This window comes from Pseudomonas sp. 15C, from assembly GCF_055484735.1.
Map to the genome: position 1 here is coordinate 25,424 of NZ_JBUDGD010000034.1, position 15,630 is coordinate 41,053.

At 59.7% G+C, this 15,630-nt stretch carries 17 protein-coding genes; 8 read left to right on the forward strand and 9 right to left on the reverse strand.

Annotated elements, in window-relative coordinates:
* Positions 1 to 53: 53 nt before the first annotated feature.
* Together ACYYKW_RS17605 and ACYYKW_RS17610 are read right to left on the reverse strand one after the other, a co-directional pair.
* Positions 54 to 350, reverse strand: a complete 297-nt coding sequence (locus tag ACYYKW_RS17605) for a 2Fe-2S iron-sulfur cluster binding domain-containing protein (protein ID WP_090283969.1) — start codon at positions 348 to 350, stop codon at positions 54 to 56.
* 95 nt (positions 351 to 445) lie between these two features.
* Positions 446 to 1,702, reverse strand: coding sequence for an MFS transporter (locus tag ACYYKW_RS17610; protein ID WP_464990673.1), 1,257 nt, complete (start codon positions 1,700 to 1,702; stop codon positions 446 to 448).
* 150 nt (positions 1,703 to 1,852) lie between these two features.
* On the opposite strand from ACYYKW_RS17610, the gene ACYYKW_RS17615 reads away from it, so the two are divergent.
* Positions 1,853 to 2,308, forward strand: coding sequence for a winged helix-turn-helix transcriptional regulator (locus tag ACYYKW_RS17615; RefSeq protein ID WP_090283965.1), 456 nt, complete (start codon positions 1,853 to 1,855; stop codon positions 2,306 to 2,308).
* Between the two features lie 18 nt (positions 2,309 to 2,326).
* Here ACYYKW_RS17615 and ACYYKW_RS17620 read toward each other — a convergent pair whose 3' ends face one another.
* The 4 genes from ACYYKW_RS17620 to ACYYKW_RS17635 all read right to left on the reverse strand — a co-directional run bounded on the left by ACYYKW_RS17620 (position 2,327) and on the right by ACYYKW_RS17635 (position 6,714).
* On the reverse strand, positions 2,327 to 4,711 hold the full coding sequence (locus tag ACYYKW_RS17620; RefSeq protein ID WP_464990674.1) for a DUF3772 domain-containing protein: 2,385 nt from the start codon (positions 4,709 to 4,711) through the stop codon (positions 2,327 to 2,329).
* A 93-nt stretch (positions 4,712 to 4,804) separates the two neighbouring features.
* Positions 4,805 to 5,248 (reverse strand): DUF6130 family protein, encoded by a 444-nt coding sequence (locus ACYYKW_RS17625; protein WP_464990675.1) that lies wholly within the window; start codon positions 5,246 to 5,248, stop codon positions 4,805 to 4,807.
* Between the two features lie 138 nt (positions 5,249 to 5,386).
* Positions 5,387 to 5,713, reverse strand: a complete 327-nt coding sequence (locus ACYYKW_RS17630) for a hypothetical protein (RefSeq protein WP_336355606.1) — start codon at positions 5,711 to 5,713, stop codon at positions 5,387 to 5,389.
* Positions 5,714 to 5,829: 116 nt separating this feature from the next.
* Positions 5,830 to 6,714 carry a LysR family transcriptional regulator gene (locus ACYYKW_RS17635; protein WP_090283957.1) on the reverse strand — a complete coding sequence of 295 codons (885 nt, stop codon included), beginning with the start codon at positions 6,712 to 6,714 and terminating at the stop codon, positions 5,830 to 5,832.
* Between the two features lie 155 nt (positions 6,715 to 6,869).
* Here ACYYKW_RS17635 and ACYYKW_RS17640 point away from each other — a divergent pair, with 155 nt between their 5' ends.
* From ACYYKW_RS17640 to ACYYKW_RS17655, 4 genes are all read left to right on the forward strand, one after another.
* On the forward strand, positions 6,870 to 7,295 hold the full coding sequence (locus ACYYKW_RS17640; RefSeq protein WP_090283955.1) for a VOC family protein: 426 nt from the start codon (positions 6,870 to 6,872) through the stop codon (positions 7,293 to 7,295).
* Positions 7,296 to 7,405: 110 nt separating this feature from the next.
* On the forward strand, positions 7,406 to 8,683 hold the full coding sequence (locus tag ACYYKW_RS17645) for a cation:dicarboxylate symporter family transporter (protein ID WP_464990676.1): 1,278 nt from the start codon (positions 7,406 to 7,408) through the stop codon (positions 8,681 to 8,683).
* Positions 8,684 to 8,786: 103 nt separating this feature from the next.
* The gene (locus tag ACYYKW_RS17650) at positions 8,787 to 9,890 is read left to right on the forward strand and encodes an alkene reductase (protein WP_464990677.1); all 1,104 of its coding nucleotides are present in this window, start codon (positions 8,787 to 8,789) and stop codon (positions 9,888 to 9,890) included.
* Between the two features lie 63 nt (positions 9,891 to 9,953).
* The gene (locus ACYYKW_RS17655) at positions 9,954 to 10,334 is read left to right on the forward strand and encodes a nuclear transport factor 2 family protein (RefSeq protein WP_464990678.1); all 381 of its coding nucleotides are present in this window, start codon (positions 9,954 to 9,956) and stop codon (positions 10,332 to 10,334) included.
* 37 nt (positions 10,335 to 10,371) lie between these two features.
* On the opposite strand, the gene ACYYKW_RS17660 is transcribed toward ACYYKW_RS17655, so the two are convergent.
* Positions 10,372 to 10,533 carry a DUF2986 domain-containing protein gene (locus tag ACYYKW_RS17660; RefSeq protein WP_464990679.1) on the reverse strand — a complete coding sequence of 54 codons (162 nt, stop codon included), beginning with the start codon at positions 10,531 to 10,533 and terminating at the stop codon, positions 10,372 to 10,374.
* A gap of 253 nt (positions 10,534 to 10,786) precedes the next feature.
* On the opposite strand from ACYYKW_RS17660, the gene ACYYKW_RS17665 reads away from it, so the two are divergent.
* On the forward strand, positions 10,787 to 11,281 hold the full coding sequence (locus tag ACYYKW_RS17665) for an anti-virulence regulator CigR family protein (protein ID WP_464990680.1): 495 nt from the start codon (positions 10,787 to 10,789) through the stop codon (positions 11,279 to 11,281).
* Positions 11,282 to 11,354: 73 nt separating this feature from the next.
* On the opposite strand, the gene ACYYKW_RS17670 is transcribed toward ACYYKW_RS17665, so the two are convergent.
* Together ACYYKW_RS17670 and ACYYKW_RS17675 are read right to left on the reverse strand one after the other, a co-directional pair.
* The gene (locus ACYYKW_RS17670) at positions 11,355 to 12,896 is read right to left on the reverse strand and encodes a methyltransferase regulatory domain-containing protein (protein WP_464990681.1); all 1,542 of its coding nucleotides are present in this window, start codon (positions 12,894 to 12,896) and stop codon (positions 11,355 to 11,357) included.
* 639 nt (positions 12,897 to 13,535) lie between these two features.
* The gene (locus tag ACYYKW_RS17675) at positions 13,536 to 13,997 is read right to left on the reverse strand and encodes a hemerythrin domain-containing protein (protein ID WP_464990682.1); all 462 of its coding nucleotides are present in this window, start codon (positions 13,995 to 13,997) and stop codon (positions 13,536 to 13,538) included.
* Here ACYYKW_RS17675 and ACYYKW_RS17680 point away from each other — a divergent pair.
* Positions 13,987 to 14,286: a hypothetical protein gene (locus ACYYKW_RS17680; RefSeq protein ID WP_464990683.1), complete on the forward strand. Its 300-nt coding sequence runs from the start codon at positions 13,987 to 13,989 to the stop codon at positions 14,284 to 14,286. The two genes, ACYYKW_RS17675 and ACYYKW_RS17680, sit on opposite strands and share 11 nt — an antisense overlap.
* Positions 14,287 to 14,328: 42 nt before the next feature.
* Entirely contained in the window at positions 14,329 to 15,555 is a 1,227-nt protein-coding gene (locus ACYYKW_RS17685; RefSeq protein WP_093101080.1) for a zinc-dependent alcohol dehydrogenase, read from the forward strand.
* Positions 15,556 to 15,630: the final 75 nt, after the last annotated feature.

Here is a 15,630-nt window from a genome sequence, read left to right on the forward strand (position 1 = left end):
ATTTTGGGTTTGTTTTAACGCGTTTAATAATGACCAGACTTCAACTGCAACTATCAGCCAATCACTTCTATGGCCAATTCACCTCTTATCAGGCACTGACAGGCCAGCCGGTATTCTTCTCCGCTGTAACCCAGTACCTCGATAAACGCTTCTTCGTCACCGTCCCGAGGATTCAACGCCTCAAGGCCCGAATTGACTTTGATCAGGCATGCGCCGCAGGCCCCGACCCGGCAGCCCAGCGGGATCACGTTCTTGCCGCCGGCTTCCCACTCGATGTCGGTAAGCGCGGAGTTGGCCGGCAGCTGAAATTCAAGTTGATGCGAAGTAATGGTGAGTGTGTGCAACGCCATACTGACCTCGGTTGAATATTAAGTTCGTGTGGCAGGCACACAGTTTCACGCCAGCGTTTTAAAACGACAGTGAGAAGTTCTTGAAAGTTATGAGCTTAGTTGGAGGTCAGCCCCAGATATAACCAGTAGAGCAGGGCGACAGCACTGATGGCCGCACCCAGAATACAAACAGCGACCCAGCCAAAGTGTGCATAGGTGTAAGTGGCCGCAATCGCACCAAGGCCACTGCCTACCGAGTAGAAACACATATAGGCGCCGACCAGACGGCTTTGCGCGTCCGGGCGAGCCGCGAAAATCAGGCTTTGGTTGGTGACATGCACCGCTTGTACGGCGAAGTCCAGCAGCACCACACCCACGACCATGGCCAGCAATGAGCTTTCGACAAACGCCGTGGGCAGCCATGACAGGGTCAACAACGCCAGGGCGATGCCGGTGGTGCGATTGCCACGTCCCTGATCCGCCAGGCGGCCGGCCCGCGCTGCTGCCAGCGCACCGGCCACACCGGCGAGGCCGAACAGGCCGATCTGCGTGTGCGTCAGCGACAGCGGTGGCGCACTCAGCGGCAGTACCATCGACGTCCACAGCACGCTGAAGGCGGCAAAGATCAGCAGGGCGAAGGTGCCTCTGACCCGCAGCGTGCGCTCGGTCAGGTACAGCTGGAACACCGATCGCAACAACTGCCAGTAACTGCCTTTGGCCGGCGGGGCTGCGGAGGCGGGCATGGTTCGCCACAACACGAGCGCCATCCCGATCATCAGCGCAGCCGAGACAAAGTAAACGCCACGCCAGCCGGCCAGATCGGCGACGGCCCCTGACACGAAGCGCGCCAACAGAATGCCCAGCACCACGCCGCTGGTGACCGTGCCGACGGCTGCACCGCGCTGTTCCGGGCTGGCCAGCGAGGCAGCGTAGGCCACGACCACCTGCACCACCACCGCCATCAGGCCCACCAGCACCATGGCACCGAGCAACATGCCCCAGTTACCGGCGAGTCCCACCGCACACAAGGCCACGGCCGACATCAGCATTTGCGTGAGGATGAGTTTCTTGCGATTGAGCAGGTCACCCAGCGGCACGATGAACAACAACCCTACGGCATAGCCCGCCTGAGTCGCGGTGACAACGATGCCGATCGTGCCCGGCGAAACGGCCAGGCTCGACGCCATGGACTCGAGCAATGGCTGGGCGAAGTAGACGTTGGCCACGGCCATGGCGCAGGTGATTGCAAAGAGCAGGGTTTGATAGCGGCTGAGGGTCGAGGTGCCAGCGGACCGCGAGGTCTGTGAATGTCCTCCGGTCGCCTTTTCGGCTTCGACGTCCATTTTTACCGGGGCATGAGGCGTGTACGGCATTCATCCAATCCTTGGAATATGTGGTTTCGAAACAAAACCGATGCGTTGATTTTTATCAAATCAAGTTGTTAAATACAACCACATTTTGCAAAACATTTTCGTCTGACGTTAGATCGTTTTTCTTCCTTCCTATCTGCCCACTGGAGCGTCATGGCCAGACAGAAATTACTGGCACAGAGCGAATGCCCGGTCGCCAGAACACTCGAGGCCATTGGCGATCGCTGGGTGCTGATGATCATCCGCGACGCCTTCGACGATGTCCGCCGCTTCAGCGAGTTCCAGAAACGCCTGGGGCTGGCGAAAAACATCCTCACGGTGAAATTGAAAATGCTCGTGGAACTGGGCGTGCTGGAGATCCAGCCGGCCTCCGATGGCAGCGCCTACAAGGAATATGTGCTGACCGAAATGGGCCGCGCGGTGTTTCCGATCGTGGTCAGCATGCGCCAGTGGGGGGAGCGCTTCCTGTACAGCGAAGGCGAGAGCCATTCGGTGCTGCTCGACAACGATTCAGACCAACCGGTGGAGACCATCGCTGTACGCTCGACGTCGGGCAAGGTGCTGACGCCTGCCGACTGCCATCGACGTGTGGTCACACGTAAAGCCTGAGTGGCGGGTCGGGCTCCCTCAACTCGCGGCTGGCGGTTTCGCCAGCGCGATGCCCGCCGCACTCAGACGCTTCAAAATTTCAAACAGCAAATCACTTTTGGTCACCCCGACAATCCTCGGGCTGGCCACGTACCCGGTCACCGTCAGGGTGATCCCGTCCGGCGACAGCTTGCTGAAGCGCACGAACGGCGCCGGTTTATCGAGCAGGGTTTCGTTCTCGCGGTAGGCATCGAGAAGCAGCTCTTTGACTTGCTCAGGGTCGATGTCCAGCGGGAACATCAGCTCCAGCGATGCCACGCCTTGCGCGCTGCCGCCCAGGGTGACGTTGCGCAGGTTCTGCGAGATCAATTGCGAGTTGGGCACGATGACAATCGAGCGGTCGCTGAGCTGAATTTCCGTGGCGCGCACATTGATCCGGCGGATGTCGCCTTCAACGCCGCTGATGCTGATCAGGTCGCCAACCTTCACCGGCCGTTCAGTCAACAGAATCAGCCCGGAAACGAAATTCTTCACGATCTCCTGCAAACCGAAACCGATGCCCACCGACAGCGCACTGACGATCCACGCCAGATTGGTCCACTGCACGCCCAGCGACGACAGGGTCAGCAGAATCACCAAGGCATAACCGATGTTGGAAAACAGCGTGCTCAGCGACGCGCACATGCCGGGGTCCATCTCGGTCTTGGGCAGGAACTCATTGTCCAGCCAGCGGCTCAGGGTGCGGATCAGCCAGATTCCGATAATCAGCGCGAGCACGGCATTGAGCAGGTGCGCGGGGACGATGTTCAACTTGCGCAACCCGGCGCCGCCGAGGATGACCATGATGTTGCTCAGCAATTGCCCGAGCGTGGTGCCAATACCGCCAACGAACAGGCTGATCACCGCCAGCAGCATCAGCGCGGCACGGCTGAAGCCGGACAGCAGGATTGCCATCTGATCGAGGCGCCGATCGCCGATGCCGAGCAGTTGCTTGAGTGCCTTGCCGCTGGCATGGCGGGGCGAGAACACGTGTTCGCAGAGATCCTTGACCAGTTGGATCAGCAGGTAGAAACCGGACAGGACAATAAAGCCCCAGACCAGTTGGTAACTGATGAACCGCGCCAGCGAAACATAGCCGGCGAGCAGGGCCAGCGCCGAAACCAGAATCGAAACGCTCGCGACCGTGTAGATGATCCCGGCAAAGGTGCTGTTGGCCGCCGCCGCATCGTTGGCCGCGACCAGCGCCTTGCGCACCTTGCCGACCCGCAGCAGCAAGGTCAGGACAATCGCCAGCACCACCATGGCAATGATCCCGCGCCCGGCAATCACGATCTGGCTGCTCATGCCGGTGGCGTTGCTGACCTGGACCAGCGTCACCAACACCAGCAACGTGCAGGATAAAACCCGCGGATACGGCTTGAGCGCCTGCGCCACTGGATCGGCAATCGCCGGCAAACGCCACGAGGGATGCTTGGTCGACAGCAGGGCGCGGCTCAGGCCGGTGATCAGCACGCAGGCATACACGACTTTTTCGAATTCCTCGGAGAAGGTTTGCAGTACCGGCGACAACGGCTGATGGCGGGTGCACGCATAGAACAGAATTTGCAGGGCGATGGCGGTGGTGGCGATCGTCGCCAGTGCCGAGGCGAAGGCCAGCGCGCTGCGGCGTAGCCGTCCCTCCGGCACGCGATGAATGCACAGCCAGGTCAGGCCGCGCTCGGCCAGCCGGCGTCCGAATGTCCAGACGATAAAGGCCAGAAATACCAGCAGGCTGGTGTAAAAGCGCTCGCCGGGTAGCCACACGCTGGCCCCGGAAGTGCGCAGTTGGTCGACGAAAAAATGCAATCGCCGACGGTCATCTGCGTCTGGATTGACCAGCGGCGACCAAAAGCCTGGATTCAGTACGCTATGGGTGCCCAGCGTCAGTTCGCTTTCCAGCAACGTGCGGCGGATGCCGGCAATCTGGGTGATCAGGTCCGCCGCATTCTGCTTTAGCGCGGCGAGGCTTTTAAGCGTGCTGTCGAGCTTGCTTTTCTGCGCCGTCAGCGTCGCTCGCTGGGCAATGATATCGGCCTGTTCGGCGGCCACATCGGTGTCCGGCGCGGCGCCCAACACACCCAATTGCACCGCCAGTTGCGCCTGTTGCGGCAACAGCGCAGCCGACAATCGATCGATATCGAGAATGAACGCCTGGACCCGATCCTGCGGTCCTTCGAGCTGGTTGTAATTGTTCGCCGCCGAGATCTGCTGCTTGAGCCCGTCGAGGCGTTGTTGCAGAGCTTGCAGATCACTTTGCGCGATCACCGGCAACGGCGCGGCGGCATTCTGGGCCGGCGCCGGCAAATCCTCCGCCCACAGCGCCAGGCTGCTGCTACCGAGCAGGGTAAGGGCGACCAACAACATCCATTTCAAGGTGTCGCGCATGGCGTGGCGGCTCGCATCGACCAGACAGTCTATGAGGGTAGGTGATCAACCCGAGGGCGGAGGAAAAGTTTGCGCGCCGGCTGCCGACTTCGCTCAGGGCTGCTTGGCGGGCACGACGAAATTCACCGTCGTGCTGGTCAGCACGGTGTGCGTCGGATCGGCAATCTCCAGCAGCACCTTGTGCGCACCGGGCGTCAGGCCGACCAGAATGATCGGATCCTCATTCGTATGGGCCCATGTGCCTTGCCAGTCATCAACGGTGACGTGCAGATGGCCCAGACGCGGCGAGACCGGCACCGCCGCTTTGCCGAACACCGGCATGATCCGCGTGTGTTCGGTGCGGTATTGAATGATCACCACGCCACGGGCCAGCGGCTCGGCGAGCGGCGGGTAGGCAATCAGCATGGGCGCGGCTTCGGAAACCAGCGGGAGCAGGGCGGGTGGTTGCTGCGGGTCGGCCTCGGTTTGCGCGTCGGCGCTCATGGCGAGCAGAAGTGAAGCCGTCGGGGCGAGCAGAAATCTGATCGCGAGGGACATGATTTGTTTGCTCCCGCATAAGGTTACTCAAGGTTAGTTGAGCGCAGGCGGTTACGCGCAGTATTGCGCAAGCCCAAACGCAAAAAGCCCGACGGCGAGGTCGGGCTTTTCTTCGGTGACCGCGGTGAAACGCGGCATTCAGACGGCGCGGCGTTCGATCAGACGGTCAGAACCGCCTTCGGCTACTGCATCGCTGAACAGCGGGTCGGTCTCGGTCGCGGCGACGGCGTCGCTGAACAAGGGATCGGTTTCAGTGGCGGCTACGGCGTCGCTGAACAGCGGATCGGTTTCGGTCGCGGCGACGGCATCGCTGAACAGTGGATCGGTTTGCGTGGCAGCAGCGGTGCGTTGTTCCAGCAAACGGTCGGAACCCCCTTCGGCAACCAGCGGCTGCGCAGGGGTAGCGGCGAAAGCGTTCAGTGCGAAGAGCGAGAAAGCGATGCTGAGAAGGGCCTGGCGTTTCATGATGGTGTGCTCCGTTGGGTAGTGGCTGGGTCTGGAGCCGATCTTACGCCGCGGCACTGATAAGAGAACTTCATTGAATTAATGGTTGTTATTGATGCAGTTAATGGTTGGGCCGATCAAGCCTGCTCGCTGCCGGGCTTGAGCTGGGTGCTGATCAACTCGGCGAGGACACGCACAGGCTCGGTGAAAGTCTCGCGCGCTCGGTGGACGAGGCCGATGTCGCGGTGAAATGTGTGCGGCCCAAGATCGAAGGCGCGGACGCCGGCAGGCCATTCAAAGTCGGGCGAGGTTTGCGGCACCAGCGCCACACCGACGCCGTTTTCGACGAGTTTGATGATCGCCTCCAGTTCGTCCAGCTCACAGACTTCGCGCAGGTTGAAATGCATCTGGCGCAAAAACCGGTCGACCTGTCTGCCGCCAAAGGAGGAGCGGTCATAGCGGATAAACGGTTGGCTGCTCAGCAATTGCGTCCAGTCATCGCCCGCCACATCGCGGGGCACGATCAACCGATACGGCTCAAGGGCCAGGGTGGTCCAGCGCAAATCGCTCTGCAGCGAGAAGGGCGGGCGAATGACCACAGCCATGTCGATCTCGCCGGTGTCCACCAGATTGACCAGCTCCATCGACAGGCCCGGAATCACCCGGGTTCGGCAGTACGGACATTGTTGGTGAAAGCGCGCCAGCGCATCCGGCAGATAGGAGCGCTGCACCGAAGCAATCGCGCCAAGGTTGACCAGCACACTGGGCGGCAGACCCACCGCGGTCGAACCGAGGTTGTCGTAGAGCCTGAGCAAGTCTTGCGCTTGCAGCAGGATCTGCTGGCCCATCTTGTTCAGGTGCGCCGAGCGGCCCTTTCGGTCGAAGATCTCGAAACCGAGTTCGGCTTCCAGGCGCTGCATCTGCGCGCTGACCGCGGCCTGCGTCAGGCCGATCCGGTTACCGGCCGCCGCGAAGGTGCCTTCGCGCGCAACGGCAATAAGTGTTTTCAGTTCTTTGATCATTCACAAATATTAGTTGTGATTCTGAGAAATATATATTGATTTTTATGTTGGGTTTTTCGTCCTAGGATGTTTTTCATCCCGGCGCCGGCTGAACCGCAAGAGCCGATGTCGCTGGGACTTGTTTGCCAACCAACAAAAACGATCCTGGAGCTCTGATGACTCTCTCGCCTTTTCACCTCGCTATCCCTGTTTATGACCTGGCTGCGGCGCGCACTTTTTACGGTGAAGTCTTCGGTCTTGAAGAAGGACGCTCAAGCACTCAATGGGTCGACTTCAACTTTTACGGCCATCAACTGGTGATTCACGAACATCCGAAAACCGCCTCTCAAGAGAGCGTGCACAGCAACCCGGTTGACGGTCATGACGTGCCGGTGCCGCACTTCGGCATTATTCTCGGCTGGCAACAATGGGAGGCACTGGCAGAACGTCTGAAGTCGTTTGGCACGCAGTTCGTGATCGAACCGTACATTCGCTTTCAGGGCCAGGTCGGTGAACAAGCCACCATGTTTCTCTTCGATCCCTGCGGCAATGCCCTGGAATTCAAAGCGTTCAAGGATATGAGCCAGCTCTTCGCCAAGTAACAACTGCCATGGCACAACAGCGTTGTGCCATTTCTCACAGTGAGCTGGAAGCTCATGACTCTAGCAACTGCCTTTTGTGCAGACCGTTCATTCCAACAAGAAGGCTAGACATGAAACGTATTCCCCTGGTGTGGCAAATCGTTGCCGGGCTGGTGCTTGGCATGCTCGTCGGTTGGTATTTCAATACCCATCCGCAGTATCAAATGTGGGTCAGCGCGGAGATCCTTAAACCGCTCGGCGACATCTTTATCAAGATGATGAAGATGGTGGTGGTGCCGATTGTGTTCTGTTGCATGATTCTGGGGATTGCCGGCGGTGGCGATAACAAATCGTTCGGTCGTATGGGCGCCAAGTCGCTGGGCTATTTCTTCGCGATCACGGCGCTGGCGATCGTCATCGGACTGTGTTTTGCCAACCTGTTCGAACCGGGTGCAGGCACCGATATTTCCGGCATTTCGCACAACGGCGCTGAGATCAAACTGGAGCCGTCCAAAGGTGCTCTGGTGATCCTGCAGAACATCGTCCCGGACAATGTGCTGGTGGCCATGTCGGAAGCGAAGTTGCTCTCCGTGTTGTTCTTCGCGGTGTTGTTTGGCCTGGCCTTGAATGCACTGCCCAAAGACAAGAGTGCGCCGGCCATCGCTTTGGTGCAGAGCATTTCCGATGCGATGTTCAAGGTGGTTTCCATTGTCATGGCCTACGCGCCAATTGGCGTGTTCGGCATGATCGGTGCGACCGTCGCGACGTTTGGTTTTGCCTCACTGTTGCCGTTGCTCAAGTTGATCGGCGTGGTCTATCTGGCGCTGGTTGTCTTTGCCTTGGTGGTACTCGGCGGGATTTGCTACCTGATCGGCGAGAACATTTTCAAGTTGATCGGCTACTTCCGCAACGAGCTGATCCTGGCGTTTTCCAGTGCCGCTTCGGCGGCGGTCATGCCGCAGTTGATGAGCAGACTCGAGCAGTACGGCGTACCGCGGCGGATTGTCAGTTTCGTGGTGCCGGTGGGCTATGCCTTCAATCTCGATGGGGCATCGATTTTCCTTGGCGTCGCGACGATTTTTGTTGCGCAGCTGTACGCCATCGACCTGTCACTGTCGCAGCAGATATTGCTGGTGGTGACCATGGTGCTGACGTCCAAGGGCGCAGCGGGCGTACCGGGGTTCGCCATCATCATTCTTTCCGCGACCCTGGCGTCGGCCGGCCTGCCGCTGGAGGGCGTGGCGTTGATCGCGGGGATTTTCCGGATCATCGACAGCGGTACCACGACGCTGAACGTACTGGGCAATGCTATCGCGCCGCTGGTGATTGCCAAGTGGGAAAAAATCGCGCTGCAACCCGGTGCCGCCGAGGCAAATGTGAAACACCAGGCGCCGCTGCACTGCCACTGAACGTCCACTCAACGGACGCTTGAAACAAGCAATCGCCCGCTGGCTCAGGGGCGTTTTTTTAACGCTGGTTGCTAGACGACCAGTCTAATGTTTTGGAGGTTAGATGATTGATCACGCGGCTGACACCGACCTTTTTTCACCCGTCACCTTCGGCGCGCTGCACTTGGCCAATCGCATCGTCATGGCCCCGGTGACGCGCAGCCGAATGGCCAACGACGGCGTGCCCAACGCCATGCATGCGACTTATTACGCCCAGCGCGCCACGGCCGGATTGATCATCGCGGAGGCGACGAATATTTCTGCCCAGGGTCGCGGCTATGCGATGACGCCAGGTATCTGGACGCAGGAGCAGGTCGCTGGCTGGAAGACTGTTACCGATGCGGTGCACGCCGCCGGCGGCAAGATCATCTGCCAGTTGTGGCACGTCGGGCGGTTTTCCAGTGTCGAGTTGCAGCCGGACGGCCAAGCCCCTGTTGCACCTTCGGCGATCAAGGCTGAGGGCAGCACCTACACCGAAAAAGGCTTCGTCGACGTGTCAATGCCGCGCGCACTCGAAACAGCGGAGATTGCCGGCGTCATAGAGCAATACCGGCGTGCCGCGCAGAACGCCAAACAGGCCGGTTTCGATGGCGTGGAAGTGCATTCGGCGAACAGCTATCTGCTCGATCAGTTTTTGCGAGACTCGACCAACCAGCGCAGCGATCAGTATGGCGGCAGCATCGAAAACCGTACGCGCCTGACCCTGGAAGTCACCCGCGCGGTGATTGACGTCTGGGGCAGCGACCGCGTCGGTATTCGTCTGTCGCCGGTCACGCCTGATGCCGGCAACACACCGCCCGACAGCAATGTCATGGCGACTTACGGCTATCTCATCCAGCAACTCAATCCATTGAATCTGGCCTACCTTCATTTCGTTGAAGGGGCGACAGCCACGTCGCGCAGCGTGCCGGAAGGTGTTGATCTGGACGCGCTGAGTGCGCAGTTCACCGGGCCGTTCATCGGCAACAACAACTACGACCTGCCAATGGCCCTCGAGCGACGCGCACAAGGACGGATCGATGCGGTGGCGTTCGGACGTTTGTTCATCGCCAACCCCGATCTGGTCGAGCGCCTGCGTCGCGGTCTAGAACTGACCATCGCGCCGCGTGAGAGCTACTACGGCGGCGGCGCCAAAGGCTACATCGACTGGCCCACCGCCAGTGTCTGATCAACCCCGTTGCCGCGTCAGCCTTGGCTGGCGGCAGCCTTTACTCAAAACAGGAACTCCACCATGACTACCCCAACTTACGTGCAGGAATACAACGCGATCGTCGCGATTCTCAACCAGTACAACGAAGGCGGCGCGAAGGCTGACAGCACGCTGATGAAACCGGCATTCAATCCGCAAGCAACGATGTTTGGCGTCGACGGCGAGCGCCTGGTCGGCGGCGCGATCCAGAATCTCTACGACGTGATCGACACGTCCTTTCGCCCATCGCCCGAAGCTCAGGCTGCGATCGTGCGGATCGATATCGTCGGCACTGCCGCCAGCGCGCGCGTCGATACCGACAATGTCTCAGGCTTTCGTTTCACCGATTTTTTCAATCTGCTGAAGGTTGAAGGGCAGTGGACGATTGTCAGCAAGATTTACCACACGCATTCGGACGTTTGATCGAGCGGGTCAGCGCGTTGCTACCAGGCAACGCGCTTCAAGCGTGACGTTCGCCGCTCTCGACCGGCTCCGCGGCTTCAGCGGCCAGTTTCAAGCGATCCGCCTTGCTGATGTACCTGGGCTTTTTCGGCGCCAGTTTGGCACTGGCCTTCTTGGCCTTTTCCTTGAACAGTTGTTTGAGTTTCTTCTGGCGGTTCATCTGGGCTACTCGTGGGCAAGGTGAAGTCGACCGGGACCGTACGCTGAACAGATACGCGGCTGACGATCGAAAAGGCGCGAATCCTGACCCAAGCGCCGGGCCAAGGCAATGTCAATTTGTTGAGGAAAAAGTGAAGCCTCGCACAGTCTGCACCGTAGCCGCTTGGTTTGCCGATGGTCAGCGCGGCGAAATAAACTAAGCTGAGCTCAATGTCATCGATGACAGTGAAGCATCCCGCCATGAAGGAGTACCCATGATCAGCTCTCGTAAATGGATTGCAACGGCGTCGTCCCTTGCATTGGTTTTCGCTTCTGCGGTGGCTTCGGCCGACCCCGGAAATGGCAAAGGCCAGGGGAACGGCAAAGGTAATCCGCAGAACATGCAGGATCACGGTAAACAGAAAGACCAGGGTAATCAGGGCAGCCAGGGCAAGCAGGGTGGGCAGGGTGGCCAGGGCAAGCAGGGCTACCGCGGCGGTCCTAGTGTTGATCGCGGCAACATACTCGGGATCGTGGGCGGTTATCGCGATTACTGGAGCCCTGGGCCGGCGTTGCCGCCGGGTATTCAGAAAAATCTGGCGCGGGGCAAACCGCTGCCACCCGGTATCGCGAAGAAACTGGACGGTCGCCTGCTGGGCCACTTGCCGCGTTACGACGGCTACGAATGGCAGCAGGTGGGGACGGATCTGATTCTTGTCGCGCTAGCGACCGGTTTGATTTACGAAATCGTCAATGGCGCCTTCGATTAAGCAGCGCAGCCAATAAAACCGCGCGTTGGCAGCGGCAGGGTTAACCTGCTACTGCTTCCGCGCATTCTGCACCTCAAGCGATTTTCAACGCCCTGAGCACCACCAGCGACTGCTCGGCAAACGCCTGCGCCTGTTCGGTCAATTCAGCCAGGTTTTCTTCAGAAGTGAGCAACGGCTTGTCGCCCTTGACCAGTACTTCGCTTTGTTCGCTGAGCACACTCCACGCCAGTTGCGCCCATTCGGCTGGGTGCTTTCTGCCTTGTTTGATGGAAATCAGGAACAGTTGCTGGAAGCGGCTGACCGTCACGCCACCACCGGTGACCGGGCTGGACAGTACCTGAACCTTGGCGGTGAACAGGGAGCGTTTGCACAATTGCAGGTTGAGCGCGGCGCAGCGGTCCTGCACCTGCGACTCAGCCGCTTCGCTCTGGCACGGCGCCACGACCCCCATGCCGACCAGCACGGCAAGCGCTTGTTCTAGATCGTCGAAGGTCAGCGGCGCCGTCGCCCCGAGCAAGTGGCGCATTGATTTTGCGGCGTAGGCCTGGTCCGCCAGTGCGTCCAGTACCGGGCCATAAATCTCCGCTTGCAACGAGGCTTCGCCGGCCGGACCGGTGACGGCGGTGGGTACGCTTGTTGCCGGTTGTAGCAGCACGAAGCGCGTATGCAGCATCTGCGCGCGGCGCTCGGGCGCAGACAGACGGTTGGCACCGCGCACGTACAGGTCGCGGCGGAAATGCTGATTGACGAAATAGTCGCGCGCCTGCTCGCGCATGACCGGATGCTCAATGGTTTCGAGGAAATCCATCGCCTCCGCGCTCAGGTTCAGCGGATCGACTGAGTCCAGCGGTACCGCGGTCGTCGCGTAATCGAGCTTGGCAGGTGCGAGGGCATCGACCATGTCGGCGAAGTACATGCAGTTCCAGTCGCGGTTGAAATATTCATGGGCGACGTACTGGCGATCCTGGCCCTTGATGCTCTGCAGTCGCGCACCCAGACTCGGCGCCGCCGCGGCGTATTTCGGGTTGGCTGCCAGCAGCGCCTCGGAGAACTGCAGCGCAGCGTCGATGCGCTGATCCGGACGCGCAGAGGTGTTAGCGAAGCGGTCATGCAGACTGAACAACTGGCGCAACGGCGCCGATGGCGACCAGCCCGGAAAACTGTTGTAGCTGACGTACAGATGACCACCGGGTTTGAGGTGACGGCGGGTGAATTCGACGATCAGCTTCTGGTTGTCGCGGCTGACCCAGGTCCAGATGCCGTGCAGGCTGATGCTGTCGAACTGCGGCAGGTCATCACGCGCCAGCAGTTGCTCGAAACTGTCGTCGTAGAGGCGGGCACCATTGTTGGCCGCCGCTGCCAGCTCAACGGCATAAGCCGCCTGGCCCGGATGAAAGTCCGTACCGACAAACGTGCCCGGATTAGCGGTGGCGTGGATATTGATCGACACGCCCTGACCGAAACCGAGTTCGCAGTGGTAGCCGTCGGAACTGTCCAGACTGGCAAAACCGCGCAACAACAGGCAGTAGCGCTGGAACACCGGGTTGATCTCCCGGCTGTAGCTGTAGGTGTAGCCTTCGTCGGTGAAATAGCCTTCGTTCCAGGCGTTGCTCATGGTGGACGTCTCTTGTTCTTGAAATGAAAGCAGTCGTTATAAGGGGTTGTCGGGGCGCGCGACAAGCGAAAAGACAAAAGCCCTCACCCTAACCCTCTCCCGGAGGGAGAGGGGACTGACCGCGTTGTTTAACAGTGGTATGTCGGCACGGAATACCGGGTTGAATGCAAGTCTTGTAACCAACCGAAATCGGCTCCCTCTCCCGGATGAGAGGGGACTGACCGCGGTGGATGCGAGGGATACGTCGATATGAAATACCGAGTCGTTCGCGATTTCGAAACCAACCGAAATCGGCTCCCTTTCCCGGATGAGAGGGGACTGACCGCGGTGGATGCGAGGGATACGCCGATATGAAATACCGAGTCGTACGCGATTTCGAAACCAACCGAAATCGGCTCCCTCTCCCGGATGAGAGGGGACTGACCGCGGTGGATGCGAGGGATACGCCGATATGAAATACCGAGTCGTACGCGATTTCGAAGCCGCCCGAGATCGGCTCCCTCTCCCTCGGGAGAGGGCTGGGGTGAGGGGAGAATGCACCGCCGAACTAAAGCCGACCACATCCGCCATCGCTAGCAACCGCGCGAGCGCCAGGCAAAAAAAAGCCCGGCCAAAGCCGGGCCAAACCACGCGTAATCCTTAAGCAGCCATTTCCTTCTTGTAACTGGCCTTCATGGCCTCCATCTGCGCGCCCAGCTCATCGAGCTTCGCCTTGCCCAACAGCTGCCTGGCCTTGGGAAACATCTCCGATTCCTCTTCTTCGATATGGTGCTCAAGCAGCTCCTTGACCACCTTCACCCGGCCAGCGAACTCAGGCGTGCCCGGGTCGGTTTCCTTCAGATCGGGCAGCACCAGCGAATCCACGGTGCGGTGTTCTTCCTTGGCCTCGTAATACATCACGTCCTCTTCCTTGCTGCCCGCTTCCTTGAATGCGGGATAGAGAATTTCTTCTTCAAGACGGGTATGAATCGAGACTTCCATCTCCAGCTTGACCAGCAGCTCGGCGCGTTTTTTCAACGCCCGTTCAGTCGACTCGCTCAGTTGGCTAAGGATGTCTTTGACTTTTTCATGATCGGCTTTGAGTAGGTCGATGGCGTTCATTATTTATTGGCCTCTGCTATCACGGTATGAACACAGGCCTCTATGGGCCGTGCGGTGTATGTCTACAACGCATGAGCTGTGCCAACTTGCAGTGATCGGCCAAACCGCGCTGGATCAAGGCTTTGCCGGAGCCGCGACAAAACCGCTTCGTGCACTCTGCATGAAGCGCATCGTGCACGCCTTGCAGATTACCAATCTGAACAAAACCGAGCCTGCTGCCACCGCAGCCATTGATCCGCTGCGGCAAAATTTCACTGAACTCCTGCAGAACGCTGCGCTTCCGAAATGAAGAGACTCACGCCATTTCATTGATCAGGAAGAGGACCTTGCCATGCGTGCAATGACCTACCACGGCGCTCACGATGTGAGAGTCGAAACCGTGCCGGATCCGAAGCTCGAAGCCCCCGATGACATCATTTTGCGCGTCACCGCGACCGCCATTTGCGGCTCCGATTTGCACTTGTACCGAGGCAAGATTCCCACTGTCGAACACGGCGATATCTTCGGCCACGAATTCATGGGCATCGTCGAAGAAACCGGGCCGGAGGTGACTGCGGTACAGCGCGGTGATCGCGTGGTGATTCCGTTCGTGATCGCCTGCGGTGGCTGCTTCTTCTGCCAGATGGAACTCTATGCCGCGTGCGAAACCACCAATCCCGGTCGCGGCGCAATCCTCAACAAAAAGTCCATTACGCCGCCGGCGGCGTTGTTCGGCTTCAGTCGCTTGTACGGCGGCATTCCCGGCGGTCAGGCGGAGCTTGTGCGCGTGCCCAAGGCCAACACCGGACCATTCAAGGTGCCGGGCACGCTGGCGGACGAAAAGGTCTTGTTCCTGTCGGACATCTTGCCGACTGCCTGGCAAGCGGTGAACAACGCGCAGATCGGCAAGGGCTCGACCGTCGCCATTTACGGTGCCGGCCCGGTCGGGCTGCTCAGCGCAGCGTGCGCGAAAATGCTCGGTGCCGAGCAGATCTTCATGGTCGATCACCATCCGTATCGGCTGGAATACGCGCAGCGCACCTATGGCGTGATTCCAATCAACTTCGATGAAGACGACGATCCGGCTGACACGATCATTCGGCAGACGGCCGGCCATCGCGGCGTTGACGGGGTGATCGATGCAGTGGGGTTTGAGGCCAAGGGCAGCACCACCGAAACGGTGCTGGCTACGCTCAAGCTCGAAGGCAGCAGTGGCAAGGCCCTGCGTCAGTGCATCGCCGCTGTGCGGCGTGGCGGTGTGGTCAGCGTGCCCGGTGTGTATGCCGGGTTTATTCATGGATTCCTGTTTGGCGATGCGTTCGACAAGGGCCTGACGTTCAAGATGGGCCAGACCCATGTTCAGCGCTACCTGCCGGAGCTGCTCGGGCATATCGAAACCGGAGCGCTGCAACCCGACGCGATCATCACCCACCGGCTCTCGCTGGAGCAGGCGGCCGAGGGCTACAAGCTCTTCGACAAGAAGCAGGAAAATTGCCGCAAGGTGATCCTCACGCCCGGCAGCAGCGACGTGCCGCTGGCGGAAACCACGGAGACGCCACCGTGGGTGCCCGCCACTTGAGGGAACCGGCGAGCCCGGCGTCTACCGGGCTCGCTGAACGTGGGAATGATCACCGCGGTATGCGGTCAACCGGCA

Excerpts from the sequence above, each read along its gene's own strand:
- ACYYKW_RS17630 (WP_336355606.1), bottom strand. The coding sequence starts at position 5,713 with ATGAAACGCCAGGCCCTTCTCAGCATCGCTTTCTCGCTCTTCGCACTG.
- ACYYKW_RS17680 (WP_464990683.1), top strand. The coding sequence starts at position 13,987 with ATGGCGTTCATTATTTATTGGCCTCTGCTATCACGGTATGAACACAGG.
- ACYYKW_RS17655 (WP_464990678.1), top strand. The coding sequence starts at position 9,954 with ATGACTACCCCAACTTACGTGCAGGAATACAACGCGATCGTCGCGATT.
- ACYYKW_RS17605 (WP_090283969.1), bottom strand. The coding sequence starts at position 350 with ATGGCGTTGCACACACTCACCATTACTTCGCATCAACTTGAATTTCAG.
- ACYYKW_RS17645 (WP_464990676.1), top strand. The coding sequence starts at position 7,406 with ATGAAACGTATTCCCCTGGTGTGGCAAATCGTTGCCGGGCTGGTGCTT.
- ACYYKW_RS17675 (WP_464990682.1), bottom strand. The coding sequence starts at position 13,997 with ATGAACGCCATCGACCTACTCAAAGCCGATCATGAAAAAGTCAAAGAC.
- ACYYKW_RS17660 (WP_464990679.1), bottom strand. The coding sequence starts at position 10,533 with ATGAACCGCCAGAAGAAACTCAAACAACTGTTCAAGGAAAAGGCCAAG.
- ACYYKW_RS17685 (WP_093101080.1), top strand. The coding sequence starts at position 14,329 with ATGCGTGCAATGACCTACCACGGCGCTCACGATGTGAGAGTCGAAACC.
- ACYYKW_RS17640 (WP_090283955.1), top strand. The coding sequence starts at position 6,870 with ATGACTCTCTCGCCTTTTCACCTCGCTATCCCTGTTTATGACCTGGCT.
- ACYYKW_RS17615 (WP_090283965.1), top strand. The coding sequence starts at position 1,853 with ATGGCCAGACAGAAATTACTGGCACAGAGCGAATGCCCGGTCGCCAGA.
- ACYYKW_RS17665 (WP_464990680.1), top strand. The coding sequence starts at position 10,787 with ATGATCAGCTCTCGTAAATGGATTGCAACGGCGTCGTCCCTTGCATTG.
- ACYYKW_RS17610 (WP_464990673.1), bottom strand. The coding sequence starts at position 1,702 with ATGCCGTACACGCCTCATGCCCCGGTAAAAATGGACGTCGAAGCCGAA.
- ACYYKW_RS17650 (WP_464990677.1), top strand. The coding sequence starts at position 8,787 with ATGATTGATCACGCGGCTGACACCGACCTTTTTTCACCCGTCACCTTC.
- ACYYKW_RS17625 (WP_464990675.1), bottom strand. The coding sequence starts at position 5,248 with ATGTCCCTCGCGATCAGATTTCTGCTCGCCCCGACGGCTTCACTTCTG.
- ACYYKW_RS17635 (WP_090283957.1), bottom strand. The coding sequence starts at position 6,714 with ATGATCAAAGAACTGAAAACACTTATTGCCGTTGCGCGCGAAGGCACC.
- ACYYKW_RS17670 (WP_464990681.1), bottom strand. The coding sequence starts at position 12,896 with ATGAGCAACGCCTGGAACGAAGGCTATTTCACCGACGAAGGCTACACC.
- ACYYKW_RS17620 (WP_464990674.1), bottom strand. The coding sequence starts at position 4,711 with ATGCGCGACACCTTGAAATGGATGTTGTTGGTCGCCCTTACCCTGCTC.